Raw genomic sequence first — 17,156 nt, forward strand, 5'->3', positions numbered from 1 at the left:
GATGACAAGGATCTGATGGAGGGCGACGTCACGGTGCGGGTGACAGCCTCCAGCGTCAATTACAAGGATGGTCTGGCGATCACCGGCAAGGCGCCGGTCGTCCGCCGTTTTCCGATGATCCCGGGCATTGACAGCGCGGGCACTGTCGAGCACTCGACAAACCCCAAATGGAAGGCCGGCGACAAGGTTGTTCTCACTGGTTTTGGCGTCGGCGAAACCCATCTTGGTGCCTATGCCGAGCGTGCCCGCGTCAGGGGTGACTGGCTGGTGCGGCTGCCGGCGGGGTTGAGCGAGGAACAGGCGATGGCCATCGGTACGGCGGGCCTCACCGCCATGCTGTGCGTCATGACACTGGAGCGTCACGCCATCACGCCCGCCCATGGGCCGGCATTGGTGACGGGTGCCGCCGGTGGCGTCGGTTCGATCGCCGTAGCCCTGCTGGCAAAGCTTGGCTTCCATGTGATTGCCTCCACCGGGCGCCCGGAAGAGGCCGCCTATCTCAAAGCGCTGGGGGCTTCCGAAATCATTGACCGCAAGGAATTGGCGGGCCCGGTGCGAGCGCTCGCCAAGGAGCGTTTCGGTTCGGCAATCGACAGCGTCGGGTCAACCACGCTCGCCAATCTTCTGTCGATGATCAAATATGGCGGGGCGGTTGCCGCCTGCGGACTTGCCGCTGGTGGCGATCTGCCCTCAAGCGTCCATCCCTTCATTCTGCGCAATGTGGCGCTTCTCGGTGTCGATTCGGTGCAGACGCCGGTTTCAGCCCGCGAAGCGGCATGGCAGCGTCTGGTGCGTGATCTCGATATGGACAAGCTTGCCGCCATGACCACCACCATCCCGCTTGATCAGGCGATTGCGGCTGGTCATGACATCATCGCCGGCAAGACCCGTGGCCGGTTCGTGGTGCGCCTGAACTGATCGGTTGCAAGGTCCGATGCAGACCGACATCCTGATCATTGGTGCCGGCCTGGCGGGTATGGCGCTGGCCAACCGGCTTCACCGAGAGCATCGCCGCGTCCTCCTTGTCGAAGCGCGCGAGCGTTTTGGCGGGCGTATTCATGTCCATGAAGAAGGCGGTGCCGCCTTCGATCTGGGTCCCGCCTGGTTCTGGCCCGGCCAGCCGCGCATGGAAGCGCTGATTGCTGATCTAGGCCTGACCGCCTTCGAGCAGTATTGCCGTGGCGACCTTGTCTACGAACACCATGATGGCGTGGTCGAGCGCGGGCGTGGTTTTTCATCCATGCAGGGATCGTTGCGGGTCGCAGGCGGCATGAGCAGCCTGATCACCGGGCTTGCGCGCACATTGCCGGCAAAGCGGATACTGACATCGACGCGCCTTGCCGGCCTTGACGATCACGGCAAAACCGTGAGGGCAAAGGTCATGCAGGGCGCTGATCACCTGACGATCGAAGCCCACCAGGTCGTGCTGGCGATGCCGCCGCGTCTCGCCGTCAATCACATCTCCTTCGACCCGCCTCTGGCGCCGGCCATCCGTCAGGCAGCAAACGACGTGCCGACCTGGATGGCGGGGCAGGCGAAGATTCTCGCCATCTATGACGCGCCGCATTGGCGTGACGCGGGGCTCTCGGGTGATGCGATGAGCCAGCGCGGGCCGATGGTGGAAATTCACGATGCCTCGCCGGCATCAGGCGGCCCCTATGCGCTGTTTGGCTTCGTCGGTGTTCCACCGGCCATCCGCCAGGCGCATCGCCACGAGGTGCTGCGTCTGGCGGCCAGCCAGCTGGTGCGCCTGTTTGGCGCAGCGCTTGGCGAGCCGCGCGCGCTCATCATGCAGGATTGGGCCGATGAGCCGCTGACGGCGACATTGGCCGACCATGCCGGGCCAACGCAGCATCCCGCCTATGGTCGCCCATCAGCGCTCGACCACCTCTGGCAGGGGCGGCTGCATTTTGCCTCAAGCGAAATGGCGCCGCATTTCGGCGGCTACCTTGAAGGGGCGCTCGAAGCTGCCGACACGCTCGATCTGGCGCGTATTGCCTGAATTAATGGGTCCTGACCCTGGATCTAGACGTCGACGCTGGCGTTGAGCGCGTTCTCGACGATGAAATCACGCCGTGGTTCAACCGCGTCCCCCATCAGCTTGGTGAACACATCGTCGGCATCGTCGGTTTCGCGGATTTTGACCTGCAGCAAAAGGCGCGCATTGCGGTCGAGCGTCGTTTCCCACAGCTGCTCGGCGTTCATCTCGCCAAGGCCCTTGTAGCGCTGCAGGGCGATTGATTTGCGCGCCACCCCGCTCACCGCGTCGAAGAGCTGCGTTGGCCCGTAGACCTCCGCCTCGTCCTCCTTGCGTCGCAAAATGGCTGGTTTCTCATAAACCTCGCGCAATGAGGGCGCCAGCTGGTCCAGCTTGCGGGCTTCGAGCGAGCCCAGAAGTGCCGCATCAAGGCTGATGGCCTCGCGCACCCCGCGCAATGTCCGTGTCAGGGTGAAACCCAGAGCGGAGGCCTCGCCCGCCCATCCCCGCTCCATGCTGTCGGAAAGCCGGTCAAGGCGCGCCGCAAGCTCGCTCGCCTTGGCGTCAGCCGCGATGCGATCGCCCAGGATGTCGGCCTTGAGCGCTCCGGCAACGGCTGCCTGCTCGACGGCGCCACGATGATAGCGATGATGAAGGCCAAGCAGCAGCGAGCGGGCAGTCCGCGCGTCGTTCACCGTCTTGAGGAGATCAGCGCCGGTGCGTTTTTCGCCTGAGGCCAGCGTCAAGCTTGCCTCTTCGATGCCAGCCGTCACCAGATAGGCCTCAAGCGCCCGCTCATCCTTCAGATATTGAACCGATTTGCCGCGCGTCACTTTGTAGAGCGGCGGCTGGGCGATGTAGAGATGACCACGCTCGATGAGTTCAGGCATCTGGCGGTAGAAAAAGGTGAGCAGCAGGGTGCGGATATGAGCACCATCGACATCGGCGTCGGTCATGATGATGACCTTGTGATAGCGCAGCTTGTCGAGATTGAGATCATCACGGCCGATACCGGTGCCAAGCGCGGTGATGAGCGTGCCGATCTCCTGCGAGCCCAGCATCTTGTCAAAGCGCGCCCGCTCGACATTGAGGATCTTGCCGCGCAGCGGCAGCACCGCCTGGAATTCGCGCGAGCGTCCCTGCTTGGCCGAGCCGCCGGCTGAATCGCCCTCGACCAGAAAGAGTTCGGATTTCGCCGGATCGCGCTCCTGGCAATCGGCAAGCTTGCCGGGGAGCGAAGCCATGTCGAGCGCTCCCTTGCGCCGCGTCAGCTCGCGCGCCTTGCGCGCTGCCTCACGCGCGGCCGCCGCCTCGATCACCTTGGCCACCAGCCCGCGGGCTTCGCCCGGATGCTCCTCGAACCATGTTTTCAGCTCTTCATTCATCACCCCTTCGACGACGGGGCGCACTTCGGACGAAACGAGCTTGTCCTTTGTCTGCGAGGAGAATTTGGGATCAGGCACCTTGACCGACAAAACAGCGGTGAGACCCTCGCGGCAATCATCGCCGGTGAGCGTCACCTTTTCCTTCTTGCCAAGGCCGCTGGCCTCCGCATAGCTCGTCACCTGCCGGGTCAGCGCACCACGAAAGCCCGCCAGATGGGTGCCGCCATCGCGTTGCGGAATGTTATTGGTGAAGCATAGCACGCTTTCATGATAGCCATCATTCCACGACAGCGCACATTCGACCACGATGCCATCGCGTTCGGCTTTGAGCGTGATCGGCTTTGGCAGCAGCGGCGTCTTGTTGCGATCAAGCCAGGCGACGAACGCCTCAACCCCGCCTTCATAGACGAGCGTCGTTGATTTCGCTTCGGCATGGCGATTGTCGGTCAGCGTGATGACGACGCCCGAATTGAGAAAGGCAAGCTCGCGCAGGCGATGCTCGAGTGTCGCATAGTCGAACTCGACCATGGTGAATGTCTCGGTCGAGGGCAGGAAGGTGACCTCGGTGCCGCGCCGCCCATTGGCCGGGCCAATGACCGCCAATGGCGCTAGCGCCACCCCATGGCTGAAGGCCATGGCGTGTTCCTGATTATTGCGCCACACGCGCAGCTGCAGGCTTGAGGAGAGCGCGTTGACAACCGAGACACCAACCCCGTGCAGCCCGCCCGACACTTTATAGGAGTTCTGGTCGAATTTTCCGCCGGCATGGAGCTGCGTCATGATGACTTCAGCAGCCGAGATGCCTTCCTCGGTGTGGATATCGGTGGGGATGCCGCGGCCATTATCAGCCACCGTGCAGGAGCCGTCGGAATTGAGCGCGACCGTGACCTCGCTGGCATGGCCGGCGAGCGCTTCGTCGATGGCGTTATCGACGACCTCATAGACCATGTGATGCAGGCCCGAGCCGTCATCCGTATCGCCAATATACATTCCCGGACGCTTGCGCACCGCATCCAGGCCTTTGAGAACCTTGATGGAATCGGCGCCATAATCGGCTGAGGCATCGTTGTGTGCTTGGTCTGTCATCAATTTTCGGCTTTTTGCGACTGATTCGTGACGGGCAATATAGGCCCTAAATGCGGTGATTTCATGCAAAATCGCCCAATCTTTCAGTAATAATTTCAGTGGCTTGCCAAGGCAGGTGGCATTGGCGGTTTACAGGCGCTCGATCATCCCGCCGGCGACCAGGAAACGCTCGCTTCCCGCCGCCATATCGGCAAACAGACCGGCCTCGGTTCCCGTCATCCATACCTGCCCGCCGATATCGTCGATTTCGCGGTAGAGGGCAGCGCGCCGGCGCGGGTCGAGATGGGCGGCGACCTCATCCAGCAGCAGGAGGGGAGCAATGCCGCTGACGCGGCGAATGAGGCGCGCCTGGGCGAGGATGAGGGCGATCAGCAGGGCTTTCTGTTCTCCCGTTGAGCCCTGCGCTGCCGCAATGTCGCGATCGAGATGGCGGACCATCAATTCGCTCGCCTGGGGCCCCAGAAGTGTGCGCCCCGCCGCCCTGTCGCGCGCTCGCGTGGAGCGCAGCAGGTGGCGGTAGCGCACTTCTCCATCTTGCGGACCATGCTCGGCAAGAAGGCGGTCGATATCCCCTGCAAGCGCCAGCCCGGCGGCTGGAAAGGGCGAGGCCTCATCTCGACGCTCGGTGATGAGGGCCGACAGGCGGGCGACGGTCAGCGCGCGGGCGCTGGCGACCGCGATGCCGTATTCGGCGATTTCACGTTCTGTCGCTTCGAGCCACACATGATCCTGCGCATGGTCCTCAAGGATGCGGTTGCGCTGGCGCAACGCCCGCTCAAGCGCGTTCGTGCGGGCGGCATGGGCCGCATCCACCCCCAGGACGAGGCGGTCAAGAAACCGCCGCCGATCCCCGGCCGCCCCGCGAAACAGCCCGTCCATATCCGGCGTGAGCCAGACAATGCGGATATGATCGGCAAAGGCTGCCGCCGAGCCGGCCTCGGCGCCGTCAATGCGGCTTTGCCGCTGCCGCCGCCCCTCGCCATCGGCTGGCAACAAACCGACACCAAGCTGTCTGCCATCAAGCCCGTCCTCGCCGCGTGCCAGTTCAAGCGCCACCGCAAAGCCGCCGGCGCCGTTCTGGCGCGCCATCGCCGCCAACTCGATCCGGCGCAGTCCGCGCCCCGGTGTGAACAGCGAAATCGCTTCGAGAAGATTGGTTTTCCCCGCTCCGTTATCGCCAATGAGGGCACAGCAGCGGGATTGCGTCTCGACGCTCACCTGCGGATAGGACCGGAAATCAACAAGGCTGAGGCGTCGCAGCCCTTGTGGCGCTCGTCCCGTCACACCCGCATCGGCATCAGCACGTAGAGGGCACCACTTCCTGTCGCCTCATGGATGAGCGTCGGCGAACCCGGATCAGCGAGCATGAACACCGCATTCTCGTCCTGCAGGCGCTCCGCGATGTCGAGCAGATAACGGGCATTGAAGCCGATATCGAGCGGTTCGGCGCTGTAGTCGACCTCGACCTCCTCGGTGGCCGAGCCGGAATCAGGGTTGGTGACGGTAAGCATCAGCTTGCCGCTCGACAGCGACAGCTTGACCGCCCGGCCACGTTCCGAGGCAATCGTCGAGACGCGGTCAACGGCAGCGGCAAATTGCCGGCGGTCGATCACCAGTTTCTTGTCATTGCCAACCGGGATCACCCGCGCATAGTCAGGAAACGTCCCGTCGATCAGCTTCGAGGTCAAGACAACCGAACCGATCATGAAGCGAATCTTGGTGAGCGAAATCTCAACCCCCACCTCGGCGCTGGCATCCTCGATGAGGCGCAGGACCTCATTGACCGTCTTGCGCGGGATGATGACGCCCGGCATGCCGGCGCTGCCAGCCGGTGCCGCCATCTGCATCTGCGCCAGGCGATGGCCATCGGTTGCCACCGCCCGCAACATCGCGGCGCCCTGGATATCAACCAGATGGAGATAGATACCATTGAGATAGTAGCGGGTCTCTTCGGACGAGATGGCAAATTCCGTCTTGTCGATCAGGGCTTTCAGATCCTTCGCGGTCAGCGCGAAGCGATGCGAGAAATCACTGGCCGACAGGTCGGGAAAATCGCTTTCCGGCAGCACCTGCAGTTGAAAGCGCGAGCGTGAGGCCCGCAGGATCATCGCCGACTGGTCCGCGCCAAGGTCAAGGCTGACCTGCGCGCCATCGGGCAATTTGCGGACGATATCGTGGAAGAGATGGGCAGGAACGGTCGTCGCCCCGGCGCTCGCCACATCGGCTGGCAGGGATTCCACCAGTTCGATATCAAGATCCGTCGCCTTGAACTCGATGCGTCCCTGGGCAGCGCGCACCAGCACGTTGGACAGAATGGGAATGGTATTGCGCCGTTCAACGACCCGCTGCACGTGGGAGAGGGTTTTGAACAAGGCTGCGCGTTCGAGACTGACTCGCATGAATTCTATCCGATCATAACGTTGGCGATCACGGAAATTACCCGGAACGCCGCCCCCGTATTTGACCCGATTGTCGCGTGAACGCAAGCCACCCCACAGCGCCACGCGGCATCAGGCGCGCCCGGGCTTCACGCCTCCAGGATCATCTGGCGCAGCATATCGAGATCATTGGCGAGTTGCACATCGCCCTTCAGCATGTTTTCGATCTTGCGCACCGCATGCAGCACCGTCGTGTGATCACGATTGCCGAAGCGCCCGCCAATTTCCGGCAGGGATCGCGGGGTCATGGTCTTTGCCAGATACATGGCAATCTGGCGCGGCAGCACCACATTGCGCGTGCGCCGGCTCGACAGCAGGTCATTTCTTGAAATGGCATAGAATTTGGCGCTCATGCGGATGATGTCTTCGATCTTGACGCGCTTGGGATCGCGCGCCCGGACAAAGCCGCGCATGATGTCTTCTGCCATATCAACCGTGATCGGCGTGCGGCTGAGCTGATGGTAATGGACAAGGCGATGCAGCGCGCCTTCAAGGTCGCGGCCATTGCTGTCAACCGACCGGGCCATGAAGCTGATGACGCCATCGGGTACCTGAAGCTCGGGATAGCGCTGGCGTTCGAGGTCAGCCTTGGCCAGCAGAATGTTGCGGCGCAGGCTCTCCTCGGGCAGGCTGATCTGCACCATCAGGCCGCCACCCAGCCGCGAGCGCAGGCGCTCGTCGAAGGTCTCAAGGTCCGCCGGCCGCCGGTCGCAGGCGACGACTACCTGCCGCGAGCCATCAAGCAAAGCGTTGAGCGTATGGCCGAATTCGGCCTCGGTGTGCTTTCCCTGCAGAAACTGCAGATCATCGATCAGCAGCAGATCAAACCCGCGCATCGTCTCCTTGAAGGCCGCTGCCGCCGAACGGTTGGTCAGTGCCTTCAGAAACCCGAAGCGGAAGCCCTCGGCGGTAAGATAAAGCACCCGCTTTCCGCTTTCTTTTGCGGCATGCGCGAGCGCGTGCAGAAGATGCGTTTTTCCCAGACCAACGCTGCCATAAATATAGAGCGGATTGAATTGAACATGGTCGAGCGACTGGGCAATGCGCGAGGCGGCGGCGTGGGCAACGATATTCGATTGGCCGACCATGAAACTGCCAAAAGTGAGTTTCTTGTCCGGGTTGGCTCCCAGGCTGTCGCTGCCCTCGGCAGCGGCGCGGGCAGGGGCGGCAATCGCGCACTCGTCAGCCCGCCGCGCGCCATCACCGAGAACAACCGGCTCCGCGACGCTGATGCGCGAGGTGACGACAGAGCCACGCTCCACGACGTCGAGCTTTCGCGCATCGAGCCCCTCGGCGCAGAAAAGGCTCAGCAGAATATCGGTGTAGTTGTTGCGGATCCACGAGCGCAGGAATTTGGTCGACACCGACAACACGACGGACTGGTCGACCAGGCCCTCGAAATTCGCTTCGCCGAACCAGCTGATGAATTTGTCGTCACCAATGGCCTTGCGCAAGTGCACCCGCACGCGCTCCCACACATCGTGAGGCGCCATCTCCGGCGCTGATGGCGGAAGGGGCTTCACCGGCGTTGAGCGCGCGCAAGAGGGCGCTGGATTATGCAGCGCCGCACCGCCAAAGGGCGCAGCAGCGGCAGCAAGCGAGACAAAACCATTCTGCGGCGCACGATGAGCGCGCACTTCATGTTCCGATTTCATAATTGTTTCCCGATGAGTCGGTGGACTGTGCGATCGCCAGATCTGTGGCGACTACTGGACCGTGTTTGTCGAACCTGAACATGCCAGCTGATATCGACGGGCAGGTTGGCGGTGAGCGGCATGGTCATACCAGGGAAGCGCCTGCTTATTCATCTCAGTGTAACTCTCTTCCAAATGGTAATCTAGACTAGATAAATAATACATCTCTGCATCGGGATGTATTTAAGAGGCGGAACGAAAGAAATTAATGTATTCTTCCAGCATTTAATTCCTGGTTGAATAAATTATTGTTACAAAAAAATGACCTGCATTCAACGAGCATTCTATTTGTCATCTTACGCCCCGATTTCATCTAAAAACGCTGAAACAAAGACTGCCGTTTCAACCCGCCCCCGAGCCAATTGAAAGAAACATATCCAGCCGGAGCGCGCAAGGAAGTTGGTAGGAAAATGAGTCCCGCGCTGGCGTGCGTCGCGCACATGATTTCCCCGCTCTCGCCCTTCAGGGAAAAATAACGTTGTTTGCCAAACAGATTCGGACATTTGTCCGCTTGGCAACCGGCACAATTGAACCGACAAAATTTGGAAATAGTCTCATTACCGAATGGCGTGCGCTTGCTGCATCTGCGGTGTCATCAAACGTCCTAGTCGTAAGACGTTGAATCAACGAATTTTTTTTTGACGGGAAATTGTCACAAAAAAATTCGGTGGAATCTCCCCTGGTATCCGTTCGATCCTTCGTTTTTTCTGTTTTGATTCAATGAACCTTTGCCGGGAAAACAAAATCAGCCGCTCAAGCATCTGTCAGATGACAGGGCAGGAGCGGCCGAAACAGCGTGGTCAGATATGTGGGTGCGATCGCTCGCGCAGATCTCAGAGCGCGCGAACTGCCCGCGTCAGGCGCGACACTTTGCGCGAGGCTGTGTTCTTGTGAATGATCCCGTTCTGCGCTGATCGCAGGAGTTGAGGCTCTGCGAGCCGGAGAGCTGCTTCCGCCGCCGGCTTGTTGCCTGCTGCGATCGCTTCTTCAACCTTCTTCACGAAGGTACGCATGCGTCCGCGACGATCACGATTGACTGCCGTGCGCTTGGCAATCTTGCGTACCATTTTTTGGGCTGAGCTGGTATTGGCCATCTGTCCGTTCCTGAAACGGGACGACACCGCGCCCGCCTGCTGTCATGTCAAATGCTGAGTGGTCAAACACCATGCCGATCGCCGGATCGGCGCTGCAGCATGGCAAGGGCGGCTCTATAGCCTTGGCCGCGCGTGGCGTCAATCTGCATTGCGTTGCTACGGCAAATCTTGTCAGTTTTGCTTAAATTTCGGCGCTCTTTTATCGATAAAGGCCGCCATTCCCTCCTTCTGGTCGTCGGTTGCAAAAAGCGACAGGCAGGCACGGCGTTCGAAACGCAGGCCCTCGGCAAGGGGTGTTTCATAGGCGCGATTGACGGCTTCTTTCGCCAGCATCGCCGAAATGAGCGATTTCGAGGCGATGGTCTCAGCCGCGGCGAGGGCTGTTGTCATCAATTCGCTCGCCGGGACGACGCGCGAGACAAGGCCGCAACGCTCGGCCTCGGTTGCGTCCATCAAGCGCCCGGTGAGGCACAGATCCATGGTTTTCGCCTTGCCGATGAAGCGCGCCAGCCTTTGCGTGCCACCTGCCCCCGGGATGAGGCCGATATTGATTTCCGGCTGGCCGAAGCGCGCCGTGTCGGCCGCGATGATGAAATCGCACATCATCGCCAGTTCGCACCCGCCTCCCAGCGCAAAACCCGCCACCGCTGCAATCACCGGCTTGCGGGCGCGCGCCACCCCGTCCCAATTGGCGAAGAGATCTTCGCGGAACACCTCCTGGAAACTCTTTGTCGCCATCGCCTTGATATCGGCCCCTGCCGCAAAGGCTTTGTCCGATCCGGTCATCACCATGGCGCCGATAGCCTCATCAGCCTCGAAGGCGGCAAGCGCTGCCCCCAGCTCGCCAATGAGCTGCGGGCTCAGCGCATTGAGCGCTTTCGGCCGGTTCAGGGTGATGAGGCCGACCCGCCCATGGGTCGCAACAAGCAGCGTTTCATATGTCATGGCGAACTCCGCGGGATCAGGTGAGAGCGCAGGCGTGCCGGCCGGCGCGGCTGGCAGCGGGAACAGAAGAAGGTCGAGCGCCCGCCTTGAACCAGCCGCAGGATCGGCGTCCTGCAAACGGCACAAGGTTGGCCTTCACGATCATAAACAAAAAAGCGTTCCTGAAAATCGCCACTCGCGCCGTTGGCGTGGGTGAAATCGCGCAGTGTCGACCCGCCGGCCGCGATCGCCTCGTGCAGCACGGCCTTGATCTCTCGCACCAGGAGCAAGGCTTCCGGCGCCTTCAGGCTCGAGGCCGCCCGTTCGGGATGGAGCCTGGCCCGGAACAAGGCTTCGCTGGCGTAGATATTGCCAAGCCCGGCGATCACGCCCTGATCCATGAGGAGAGCTTTGAGCGGCGCTGCCCGTCGCCCGGCGGCGTCCAGCAGAAACGGCGCATCAAGGCGATTGCCCAGCGGCTCAACCCCAAGCTTCGCCAGCGCCGGGTGAGTGTCAAGATCGCTCCTGCCCGTCACGTCGATAAAGCCGAAGCGACGAGCGTCATTATAGGTGACCACCACCCCGCTGGAGAGATGGAAGACGACATGATCGTGCCGGATGTCGCGTGGGCCGTCATAATAGAAATCGGCCATGCCGTTCGTTTGCTCGCCGCTCTCGACCTGGAATCGCCCCGTCATGCCGAGATGAATGATCAGCACCTGGCTGTCATCGAGATCAGCGAGAATATACTTGCCGCGGCGTGACAGCGCTTCGATGCGCCGCCCTTCCAGCCTCTGCCGGAAATCGGGCGGAAAGGGCCGGCGAAGATTGGCGCGACGCTGTTCGACCCGCACCAGCTTCTGCCCCTGGAGGGCGCTCGCGAGCCCGCGCATGACCGTCTCGACCTCGGGTAGCTCAGGCATCGCACGCTTCGGCCTCGGGCCTGAAAGCGCACGGCGCGGACGACCGCATCCCTGCGGTCATGCCTAGCGTCCGGCAGCTGGCTGGCGCAATTCCTTGCGCAGGATCTTGCCGACATTGGATTTGGGCAGCTCGGCCCTGAACTCCACCAGCTTCGGCACCTTGTAGGCCGTCAGGTGCTGCTTGCAGAACGCGCGGACGTCCTCGCTGGTAAGCTGCGGGGATTTGGCGACCACAAAGGCCTTGACCGCCTCTCCGGTCCCCTCATCCGGCACGCCGATGACGGCGGCCTCCTGCACGCTGTCGAGCTTTGCCAGGCAGTCTTCCACCTCATTGGGGAACACCTTGAAGCCCGAGACGATGATCATGTCCTTCTTGCGGTCGACGATGCGTGTGTAGCCATCATCATCCATGATGCCGATATCGCCGGTATAGAGCCAGCCATCTTTAAGCACATTGGCCGTCTCGTCAGGGCGCCGCCAGTAGCCAAGCATCACCTGCGGGCCTTTGGCGATGATTTCACCGGGCATGCCGTGGGCAACCTCTTTGCCATTCTCGTCAACGCAGCGCAGATCGGTTGAGGGAATAGGAATACCGATTGAATCGGCCTTGATGCCCCCGAACGGGTTGAAGGTGAGAACGGGCGAGGCCTCGCTGAGGCCGTAACCTTCAATCACCGGCGTTCCCAGCAGTTTCGTCCAGCGCTCCGCAACCGCGCTGTGAAGCGCCATACCGCCCGCCGACGAGCCTTTGAGTGTTCGTGGCGGATTGGATTTGAACCATTCCTCGTTCAGCAGGCCGTTGAACAATGTGTTGACGCCCGTCATCCAGGTGATCGGGATCTGCTCGAAGGCCTTGCGCAGATTGGACAGGGGGCGCGGGCTGGGGATCAGCACATTATGGCCGCCAAGCGCGTAAAAACACAGGAAATTCGCTGTGAAGGCAAAGATATGATAGAGCGGCAGCGCGGTCAGAACTGTTTCCTCGCCCTCTTTGAGCCCGCTGCTGATCATCTCGCTGACCTGGGCCATGTTCATGATCAGATTGCCGTGGGAGAGCATGGCGGCTTTTGACACCCCCGTCGTGCCGCCCGTGTATTGCAGGCAGACCAGATCATCCCCGTTGACGTCCGCACTATAGGCGGCAATTTGCTGGTCACCGCCGCCATGGCGGGCGCGACCCTGGGCGATCGCGCTGTCGATGGTGATGGCTGGAACGCCGACCGGCGGAACCTGCTTTTTCACATATTTCTGCACGATGCCGACGATGGTCTTGCGCAGCAGGGGAAAAAACGCGGCAATTCCGGCAATCACCACGTGCGGCACCGGGCTTTTCGCCAGCGCCGGAGTCAGCTTGTCAGCGAAAAGATCGATGATCACCAGCACCTTCGGCTGCGAATCAGCGAGCGTGTGCGCCATTTCATCGGCCGTATAGAGCGGGTTCACGTTGACCAGCACGCAGCCGGCTTTGAAAATGCCCAGCGCCACGACCGGATAGGTCAGGCTGTTGGGCATTTGCACCGCCACCCTGTCGCCTGCCTTGAGCCCAGCGACCTCCCGCAGATAAACGGCAAAGCAGTCAGCCAGCCGATCAGTTTCGCGAAAGCTGAGCGCACCTGACATGCCGTTGGGCAAAACGCAGGTAAAGGCGGTCGCGTCGCCGAAATGCCGGGCGCGGTCGCGGGCGAAATCTGCGAGGTTCCGGTAGGGCGGAGCATCAATCGTTGCTCGCACGCCTGGCGGATAATGCATCTGCCACGGTCTGCCGGTCGCTGCCATCGTGTGCCTCCCCTTTTTCATTCTTGTGCGACAAGGCTAAGCCGAGATGGCAGCGGCGGGAAGAGGCAATTTATCTTTTGCCAGCAGCGGAAATACCGATAAGGCCTCTTTCCTCGTGCAAATCGTCCGTGCATCATCCGCCGGGGCGCTGCCAACGCACGCTGTGAACCGGAGATGTCGATGCCCTGCCTGACAAAGACGCTGATCGCACTTGCCCTCGGCCTGTTTCCGGCGACGGCCTTTGGCGCCGACGCCGCACTTGCTGTCGACGGGAGCAGATTGTCGTTGATCTGGGCGCTGCCCTTTGCCGGTATCCTGCTGTCGATTGCGCTTGGCCCGCTTCTCACGCCGGGATTCTGGCATCATCATTTCGGCAAGGTCGCGCTCTTCTGGGCGGGTTGCTTTGTCATACCCTATCTCGCGCTGGCAGGGTTTTCTCCCGCGCTCTACGCGGTTCTGCACACGCTGCTTCTCGAATACATCCCGTTCATCATTCTGCTTTTTGCCCTCTACACGGTGGCGGGCGGCATTTTCATCTCGGGCAACATTCATGGCTCTCCGCTGATGAATACTGCGATCCTGGCTTTGGGAACCGTGCTGGCGAGCCTGGTTGGCACCACCGGTGCCTCCATGATTCTCATCCGCCCCCTCATCCGCGCCAACGACGCCCGCCAGCACAACGTCCACGTCGTCGTCTTTTTCATCTTCCTGGTATCGAACATCGGCGGATCCCTGACGCCGCTGGGCGATCCTCCGCTGTTCCTGGGCTTCCTCAAGGGCGTCGATTTCTTCTGGACCACCACCCATCTCTTTTCCGAGATGTTGACGGCCGCTGTCATCCTGCTCGTGGTGTTTTTCGCGCTTGACAGCTATTTTGTGGCGAGCGACCGCTCCGCGCCCGTCATGCGCGATCCGCCCCCCGATACCCACCCGGGCATCCGGCTTTTTGGCCAGGTCAATCTCCTGCTGCTGGCGGCCATCATCGCCGTTCTCATCACCTGCGCCGGCTGGAAGCCTGGTGTCAGCGTCGAGGTGTTTCACAACACATTGCAGCTTCAGGACCTCACCCGAGATGTCCTCTTGCTGCTCATCGCCTTTGTTTCGCTGAAACTGACGCCGGCGCTGGCGCGCGAGGGCAATGGCTTCAACTGGGGGCCGATTGCCGAGGTGGCGAAGCTTTTCATCGGCATTTTTCTCACCATTGTGCCGGTTCTGGCCATCCTGCAGGCCGGCAAATCGGGAGCGCTCGCCGGCCTGGTGGCTCTGGTCACAAATGGCGATGGCACACCCAATCATGCGATGTATTTCTGGTTGACGGGCGGGCTGTCATCCTTTCTCGACAACGCACCGACTTACCTGCTGTTTTTCAACGTTGCCGGTGGCGACGCCCAGCGCCTGATGGGCGAGGGGGCGTTGACGCTTGCGGCCATTTCCTGCGGAGCCGTCTTCATGGGTGCCAACAGCTATATCGGCAATGCGCCCAATTTCATGGTCAAGTCGATTGCCGATGATATGGGCGTCAAGATGCCCTCGTTCTTCGGTTATTGCGGCTGGGCGTTGTGTTTTCTGATCCCCCTGTTCATTCTTATCACCATCATATTCTTCCGCTGAACGGGAGCACGGCTGATGGAAGGACTGGCCGGGTTCGACGAACCGGCGGCAAGCGATCCGTTGCTGCGCGACGGGCGTCTGTCGCCCCAGGCCCGCCGTGTCCTGCGCGGCAGCGGCCGGTTGCTGCGGGCACTGGGCTTCTCCATCCTGAGCGAATTACCGCTGTCCGACGGGCGCCGCGCCGATATCGTGGCGCTGAACGGCGCTGGCGATATATGGATTGTTGAAATCAAATCATCGCTCGCCGATTTGCGTTCCGATCAGAAATGGCCGGATTACCTGGCCCATTGCGATCGCTTCTTCTTTGCCGCGCCGCGTGAGCTGGATATGGCTGTCTTTCCCGCCGATCCCGGCTATATCGCTGCTGACGAACATGGCGCCGCCATTCTGCGCGAAGCAGGCGAGACGCGCCTTTCAGCGGCTCGTCGCAAGGCGGTCATGCTGCGTTTTGCCACCATCGCCGCCCAGCGCCTTCATAATCTCTGGGATGGTGGCTTTGCTGGAATAGGAGAGGTTGAAAGGGGATGAGCGATCACAAACAACACCGCTACCATGTGACGGTCACCTGGACCGGCAATACCGGCAGCGGCACCAGCGGTTACCGCGCCTATGAGCGCGCCCATGTCATTTCGGCGGCTGGAAAAAGCGATATTCCCGGCTCCTCCGACCCGAGCTTTCGCGGTGATTGCGCGCGCTGGAACCCCGAGGAGCTGTTCATTGCCTCGCTGAGCGCCTGCCACAAGCTGTGGTACCTGCATCTGTGCGCCGTCGAGGGGGTGATCGTCACCTCCTATGTCGACAAGGCCGAAGGCACGATGATCGAGGATGACGCGCATGGTGGGCGCATCACCTCATTGACACTGCGCCCTGATGTGGTGATTGCCGCCGCCGGCGACATCAACAAGGCCCGCGCTTTGCATGGAGATGCGCATGCGGCGTGCTTTCTGGCCAATTCGGTGAATTTTACGGTGACGGTCAGTCCGGTCATCCGGCACGCGGATTGACCATCAGGCCGCGTGCGAGCGCTCTGCGCCAACAAGCAGCGTGTAAAGGGCTGTTGGCTCGGTCGTCCCGCGTAATTTTTCCGCCATCACCGGGTCGCGCAGCAACCGGGCGACATTCGCCAGCGCCCGCAGATGATCGGCTCCCGCTGCTTCCGGTGCCACCAGCACGAACATGAGATCAACCGGCTCTTCGTCGAGCGCGGCGAAGTCGATGGGCTTTTCCAGCCGGGCAAAGAAGCCGACGATCCGCTCAAGCGAAGGAAGTTTCGCATGCGGAATGGCAATGCCGGCCCCGACGCCGGTTGACCCGAGCTGCTCGCGCTCGCGAAGGGCCTGGAAGATGCGCTTCGCATCGAGCCCATGCAGCGAGCCGATGGCGCGGGCGATCTGCTCGAAGGCATGGTCCTTGCCGCTTACCCTGAGCGAGGAAAGAACAGAGTGTTCGCTCAGCAGGTCACTCGTTCGCATGGTTTACCTATTGAAACGAGGGGGGTGGGAATGGCCCCGCTACCGAGGACGACATCGAGAGGTGCGACGTATAATGATTCTGGTTCAGCGTCCGCAGTTATTTGCCGTTAGGGAAGGGGTAAGCGATCTTTCTAACCTAACATATCTGGATAGGTTGTCCGTTCAATTTCCAGTGGCTGTCGAAGGATCGACCCAGCCGATGTTCCCGTCGGCCCGGCGATAGACGATGTTGACCCGGCCATGCCCGGCATGGCGGAAGACCAGCGTCGGCGCCCCTGACAGGTCGAGATCCATCACCGCTTCGCCAACCGACAGACGGCGCAATTGCGTCGCGGATTCAGCGATGATGACCGGATGATACGCGCCCTCGGCCGCCTCGTCCTCCTCGTCCGGCGGTGCGGCTAGAACATAGCTTGCCGCCATCGCCTCCTCAACCGCGCCATTACCTCGCCCGGCATGATGATCCTTGAGGCGATGCTTGTAGCGGCGCAGGCGTTTCTCGATCACGATCGCCGCCGCATCGGCGCTTTGATAAGGGTCCATTGCCGCGCCCTCGGCATGGATCGTCATGCCCGATGAGAGGTGCAGAACCCCTTCCGTCGTATAGGACGAGCCATCGCGCTTCACAGTCACATGACCGCTCGCCGTACCGTCGAAATACTTCTCCAGCACTTCTGCGACACGCTCCGTGATCCGTGTCCGCAGAACGTCGCCGATATCGATATTTTTTCCAGAAACGCGAAACGCCATCGCTTGTCTCCACCCCTGGCCCTGT

The 17,156-nt window shown here is 61.3% G+C and carries 16 protein-coding genes; 6 read left to right on the plus strand and 10 right to left on the minus strand.

The window, feature by feature from the left end:
• Positions 1–918 (plus strand): MDR family oxidoreductase (locus ACINK1_RS12040; protein WP_395760140.1); only part of this gene is annotated, 918 nt, incomplete at its 5' end.
• A gap of 16 nt (positions 919–934) precedes the next feature.
• Positions 935–2,002: a flavin monoamine oxidase family protein gene (locus ACINK1_RS12045; RefSeq protein ID WP_376801961.1), complete on the plus strand. Its 1,068-nt coding sequence runs from the start codon at positions 935–937 to the stop codon at positions 2,000–2,002.
• Positions 2,003–2,025: 23 nt separating this feature from the next.
• On the opposite strand, the gene gyrB is transcribed toward ACINK1_RS12045, so the two are convergent.
• The 5 genes from gyrB to rpsT all read right to left on the minus strand — a co-directional run bounded on the left by gyrB (position 2,026) and on the right by rpsT (position 9,675).
• Complete coding sequence (gyrB, locus tag ACINK1_RS12050) at positions 2,026–4,449, minus strand: DNA topoisomerase (ATP-hydrolyzing) subunit B (RefSeq protein WP_376801962.1); 2,424 nt, start codon at positions 4,447–4,449, stop codon at positions 2,026–2,028.
• Between the two features lie 129 nt (positions 4,450–4,578).
• Positions 4,579–5,733, minus strand: a complete 1,155-nt coding sequence (recF, locus tag ACINK1_RS12055) for a DNA replication/repair protein RecF (RefSeq protein WP_376801963.1) — start codon at positions 5,731–5,733, stop codon at positions 4,579–4,581.
• Entirely contained in the window at positions 5,730–6,848 is a 1,119-nt protein-coding gene (gene dnaN, locus ACINK1_RS12060; RefSeq protein WP_376801964.1) for a DNA polymerase III subunit beta, read from the minus strand. Before dnaN ends, recF begins: the two co-directional genes overlap by 4 nt.
• Positions 6,849–6,976: 128 nt before the next feature.
• A complete protein-coding gene (gene dnaA / locus ACINK1_RS12065; protein ID WP_376802069.1) occupies positions 6,977–8,380 on the minus strand; it encodes a chromosomal replication initiator protein DnaA in 1,404 nt (467 codons plus the stop codon).
• A 1,034-nt stretch (positions 8,381–9,414) separates the two neighbouring features.
• Positions 9,415–9,675 carry a 30S ribosomal protein S20 gene (gene rpsT / locus ACINK1_RS12070; RefSeq protein ID WP_376801965.1) on the minus strand — a complete coding sequence of 87 codons (261 nt, stop codon included), beginning with the start codon at positions 9,673–9,675 and terminating at the stop codon, positions 9,415–9,417.
• Positions 9,676–9,719: 44 nt separating this feature from the next.
• On the opposite strand from rpsT, the gene ACINK1_RS12075 reads away from it, so the two are divergent.
• Entirely contained in the window at positions 9,720–9,860 is a 141-nt protein-coding gene (locus tag ACINK1_RS12075; protein WP_376801966.1) for a hypothetical protein, read from the plus strand.
• Here the strand turns inward: ACINK1_RS12075 and ACINK1_RS12080 are convergent.
• From ACINK1_RS12080 to ACINK1_RS12090, 3 genes are all read right to left on the minus strand, one after another.
• Positions 9,847–10,620, minus strand: coding sequence for an enoyl-CoA hydratase (locus tag ACINK1_RS12080; RefSeq protein ID WP_376801967.1), 774 nt, complete (start codon positions 10,618–10,620; stop codon positions 9,847–9,849). The genes ACINK1_RS12075 and ACINK1_RS12080 overlap by 14 nt on opposite strands.
• Complete coding sequence (gene mutM / locus ACINK1_RS12085) at positions 10,617–11,522, minus strand: bifunctional DNA-formamidopyrimidine glycosylase/DNA-(apurinic or apyrimidinic site) lyase (protein ID WP_376801968.1); 906 nt, start codon at positions 11,520–11,522, stop codon at positions 10,617–10,619. Before mutM ends, ACINK1_RS12080 begins: the two co-directional genes overlap by 4 nt.
• A gap of 63 nt (positions 11,523–11,585) precedes the next feature.
• The gene (locus tag ACINK1_RS12090; protein WP_376801969.1) at positions 11,586–13,298 is read right to left on the minus strand and encodes an AMP-binding protein; all 1,713 of its coding nucleotides are present in this window, start codon (positions 13,296–13,298) and stop codon (positions 11,586–11,588) included.
• 180 nt (positions 13,299–13,478) lie between these two features.
• Between ACINK1_RS12090 and ACINK1_RS12095 the strand changes: the two genes are divergently transcribed.
• Genes ACINK1_RS12095 through ACINK1_RS12105 form a run of 3 tightly spaced genes read left to right on the plus strand, consistent with a single transcriptional unit; the run spans position 13,479 to position 15,913 of the window.
• The gene (locus ACINK1_RS12095) at positions 13,479–14,909 is read left to right on the plus strand and encodes a sodium:proton antiporter (protein ID WP_376801970.1); all 1,431 of its coding nucleotides are present in this window, start codon (positions 13,479–13,481) and stop codon (positions 14,907–14,909) included.
• Between the two features lie 15 nt (positions 14,910–14,924).
• Positions 14,925–15,437 carry an MmcB family DNA repair protein gene (locus ACINK1_RS12100; protein WP_376801971.1) on the plus strand — a complete coding sequence of 171 codons (513 nt, stop codon included), beginning with the start codon at positions 14,925–14,927 and terminating at the stop codon, positions 15,435–15,437.
• Entirely contained in the window at positions 15,434–15,913 is a 480-nt protein-coding gene (locus ACINK1_RS12105; protein WP_376801972.1) for an OsmC family protein, read from the plus strand. The genes ACINK1_RS12100 and ACINK1_RS12105 overlap by 4 nt, the downstream gene beginning before the upstream one ends.
• A 3-nt stretch (positions 15,914–15,916) precedes the next feature.
• Here the strand turns inward: ACINK1_RS12105 and ACINK1_RS12110 are convergent, their stop codons facing one another.
• Both ACINK1_RS12110 and hpf read right to left on the minus strand, forming a co-directional pair.
• Positions 15,917–16,381 (minus strand): PTS sugar transporter subunit IIA, encoded by a 465-nt coding sequence (locus tag ACINK1_RS12110; RefSeq protein WP_376801973.1) that lies wholly within the window; start codon positions 16,379–16,381, stop codon positions 15,917–15,919.
• 162 nt (positions 16,382–16,543) lie between these two features.
• Positions 16,544–17,131, minus strand: coding sequence for a ribosome hibernation-promoting factor, HPF/YfiA family (gene hpf / locus ACINK1_RS12115; RefSeq protein WP_376801974.1), 588 nt, complete (start codon positions 17,129–17,131; stop codon positions 16,544–16,546).
• Between the last annotated feature and the right edge of the window lie 25 nt (positions 17,132–17,156).

Source organism: Raskinella chloraquaticus (SeqCode), from assembly GCF_021731865.1.
Classification (GTDB): Bacteria; Pseudomonadota; Alphaproteobacteria; order Rhizobiales; family UBA4765; genus Raskinella; species Raskinella chloraquaticus.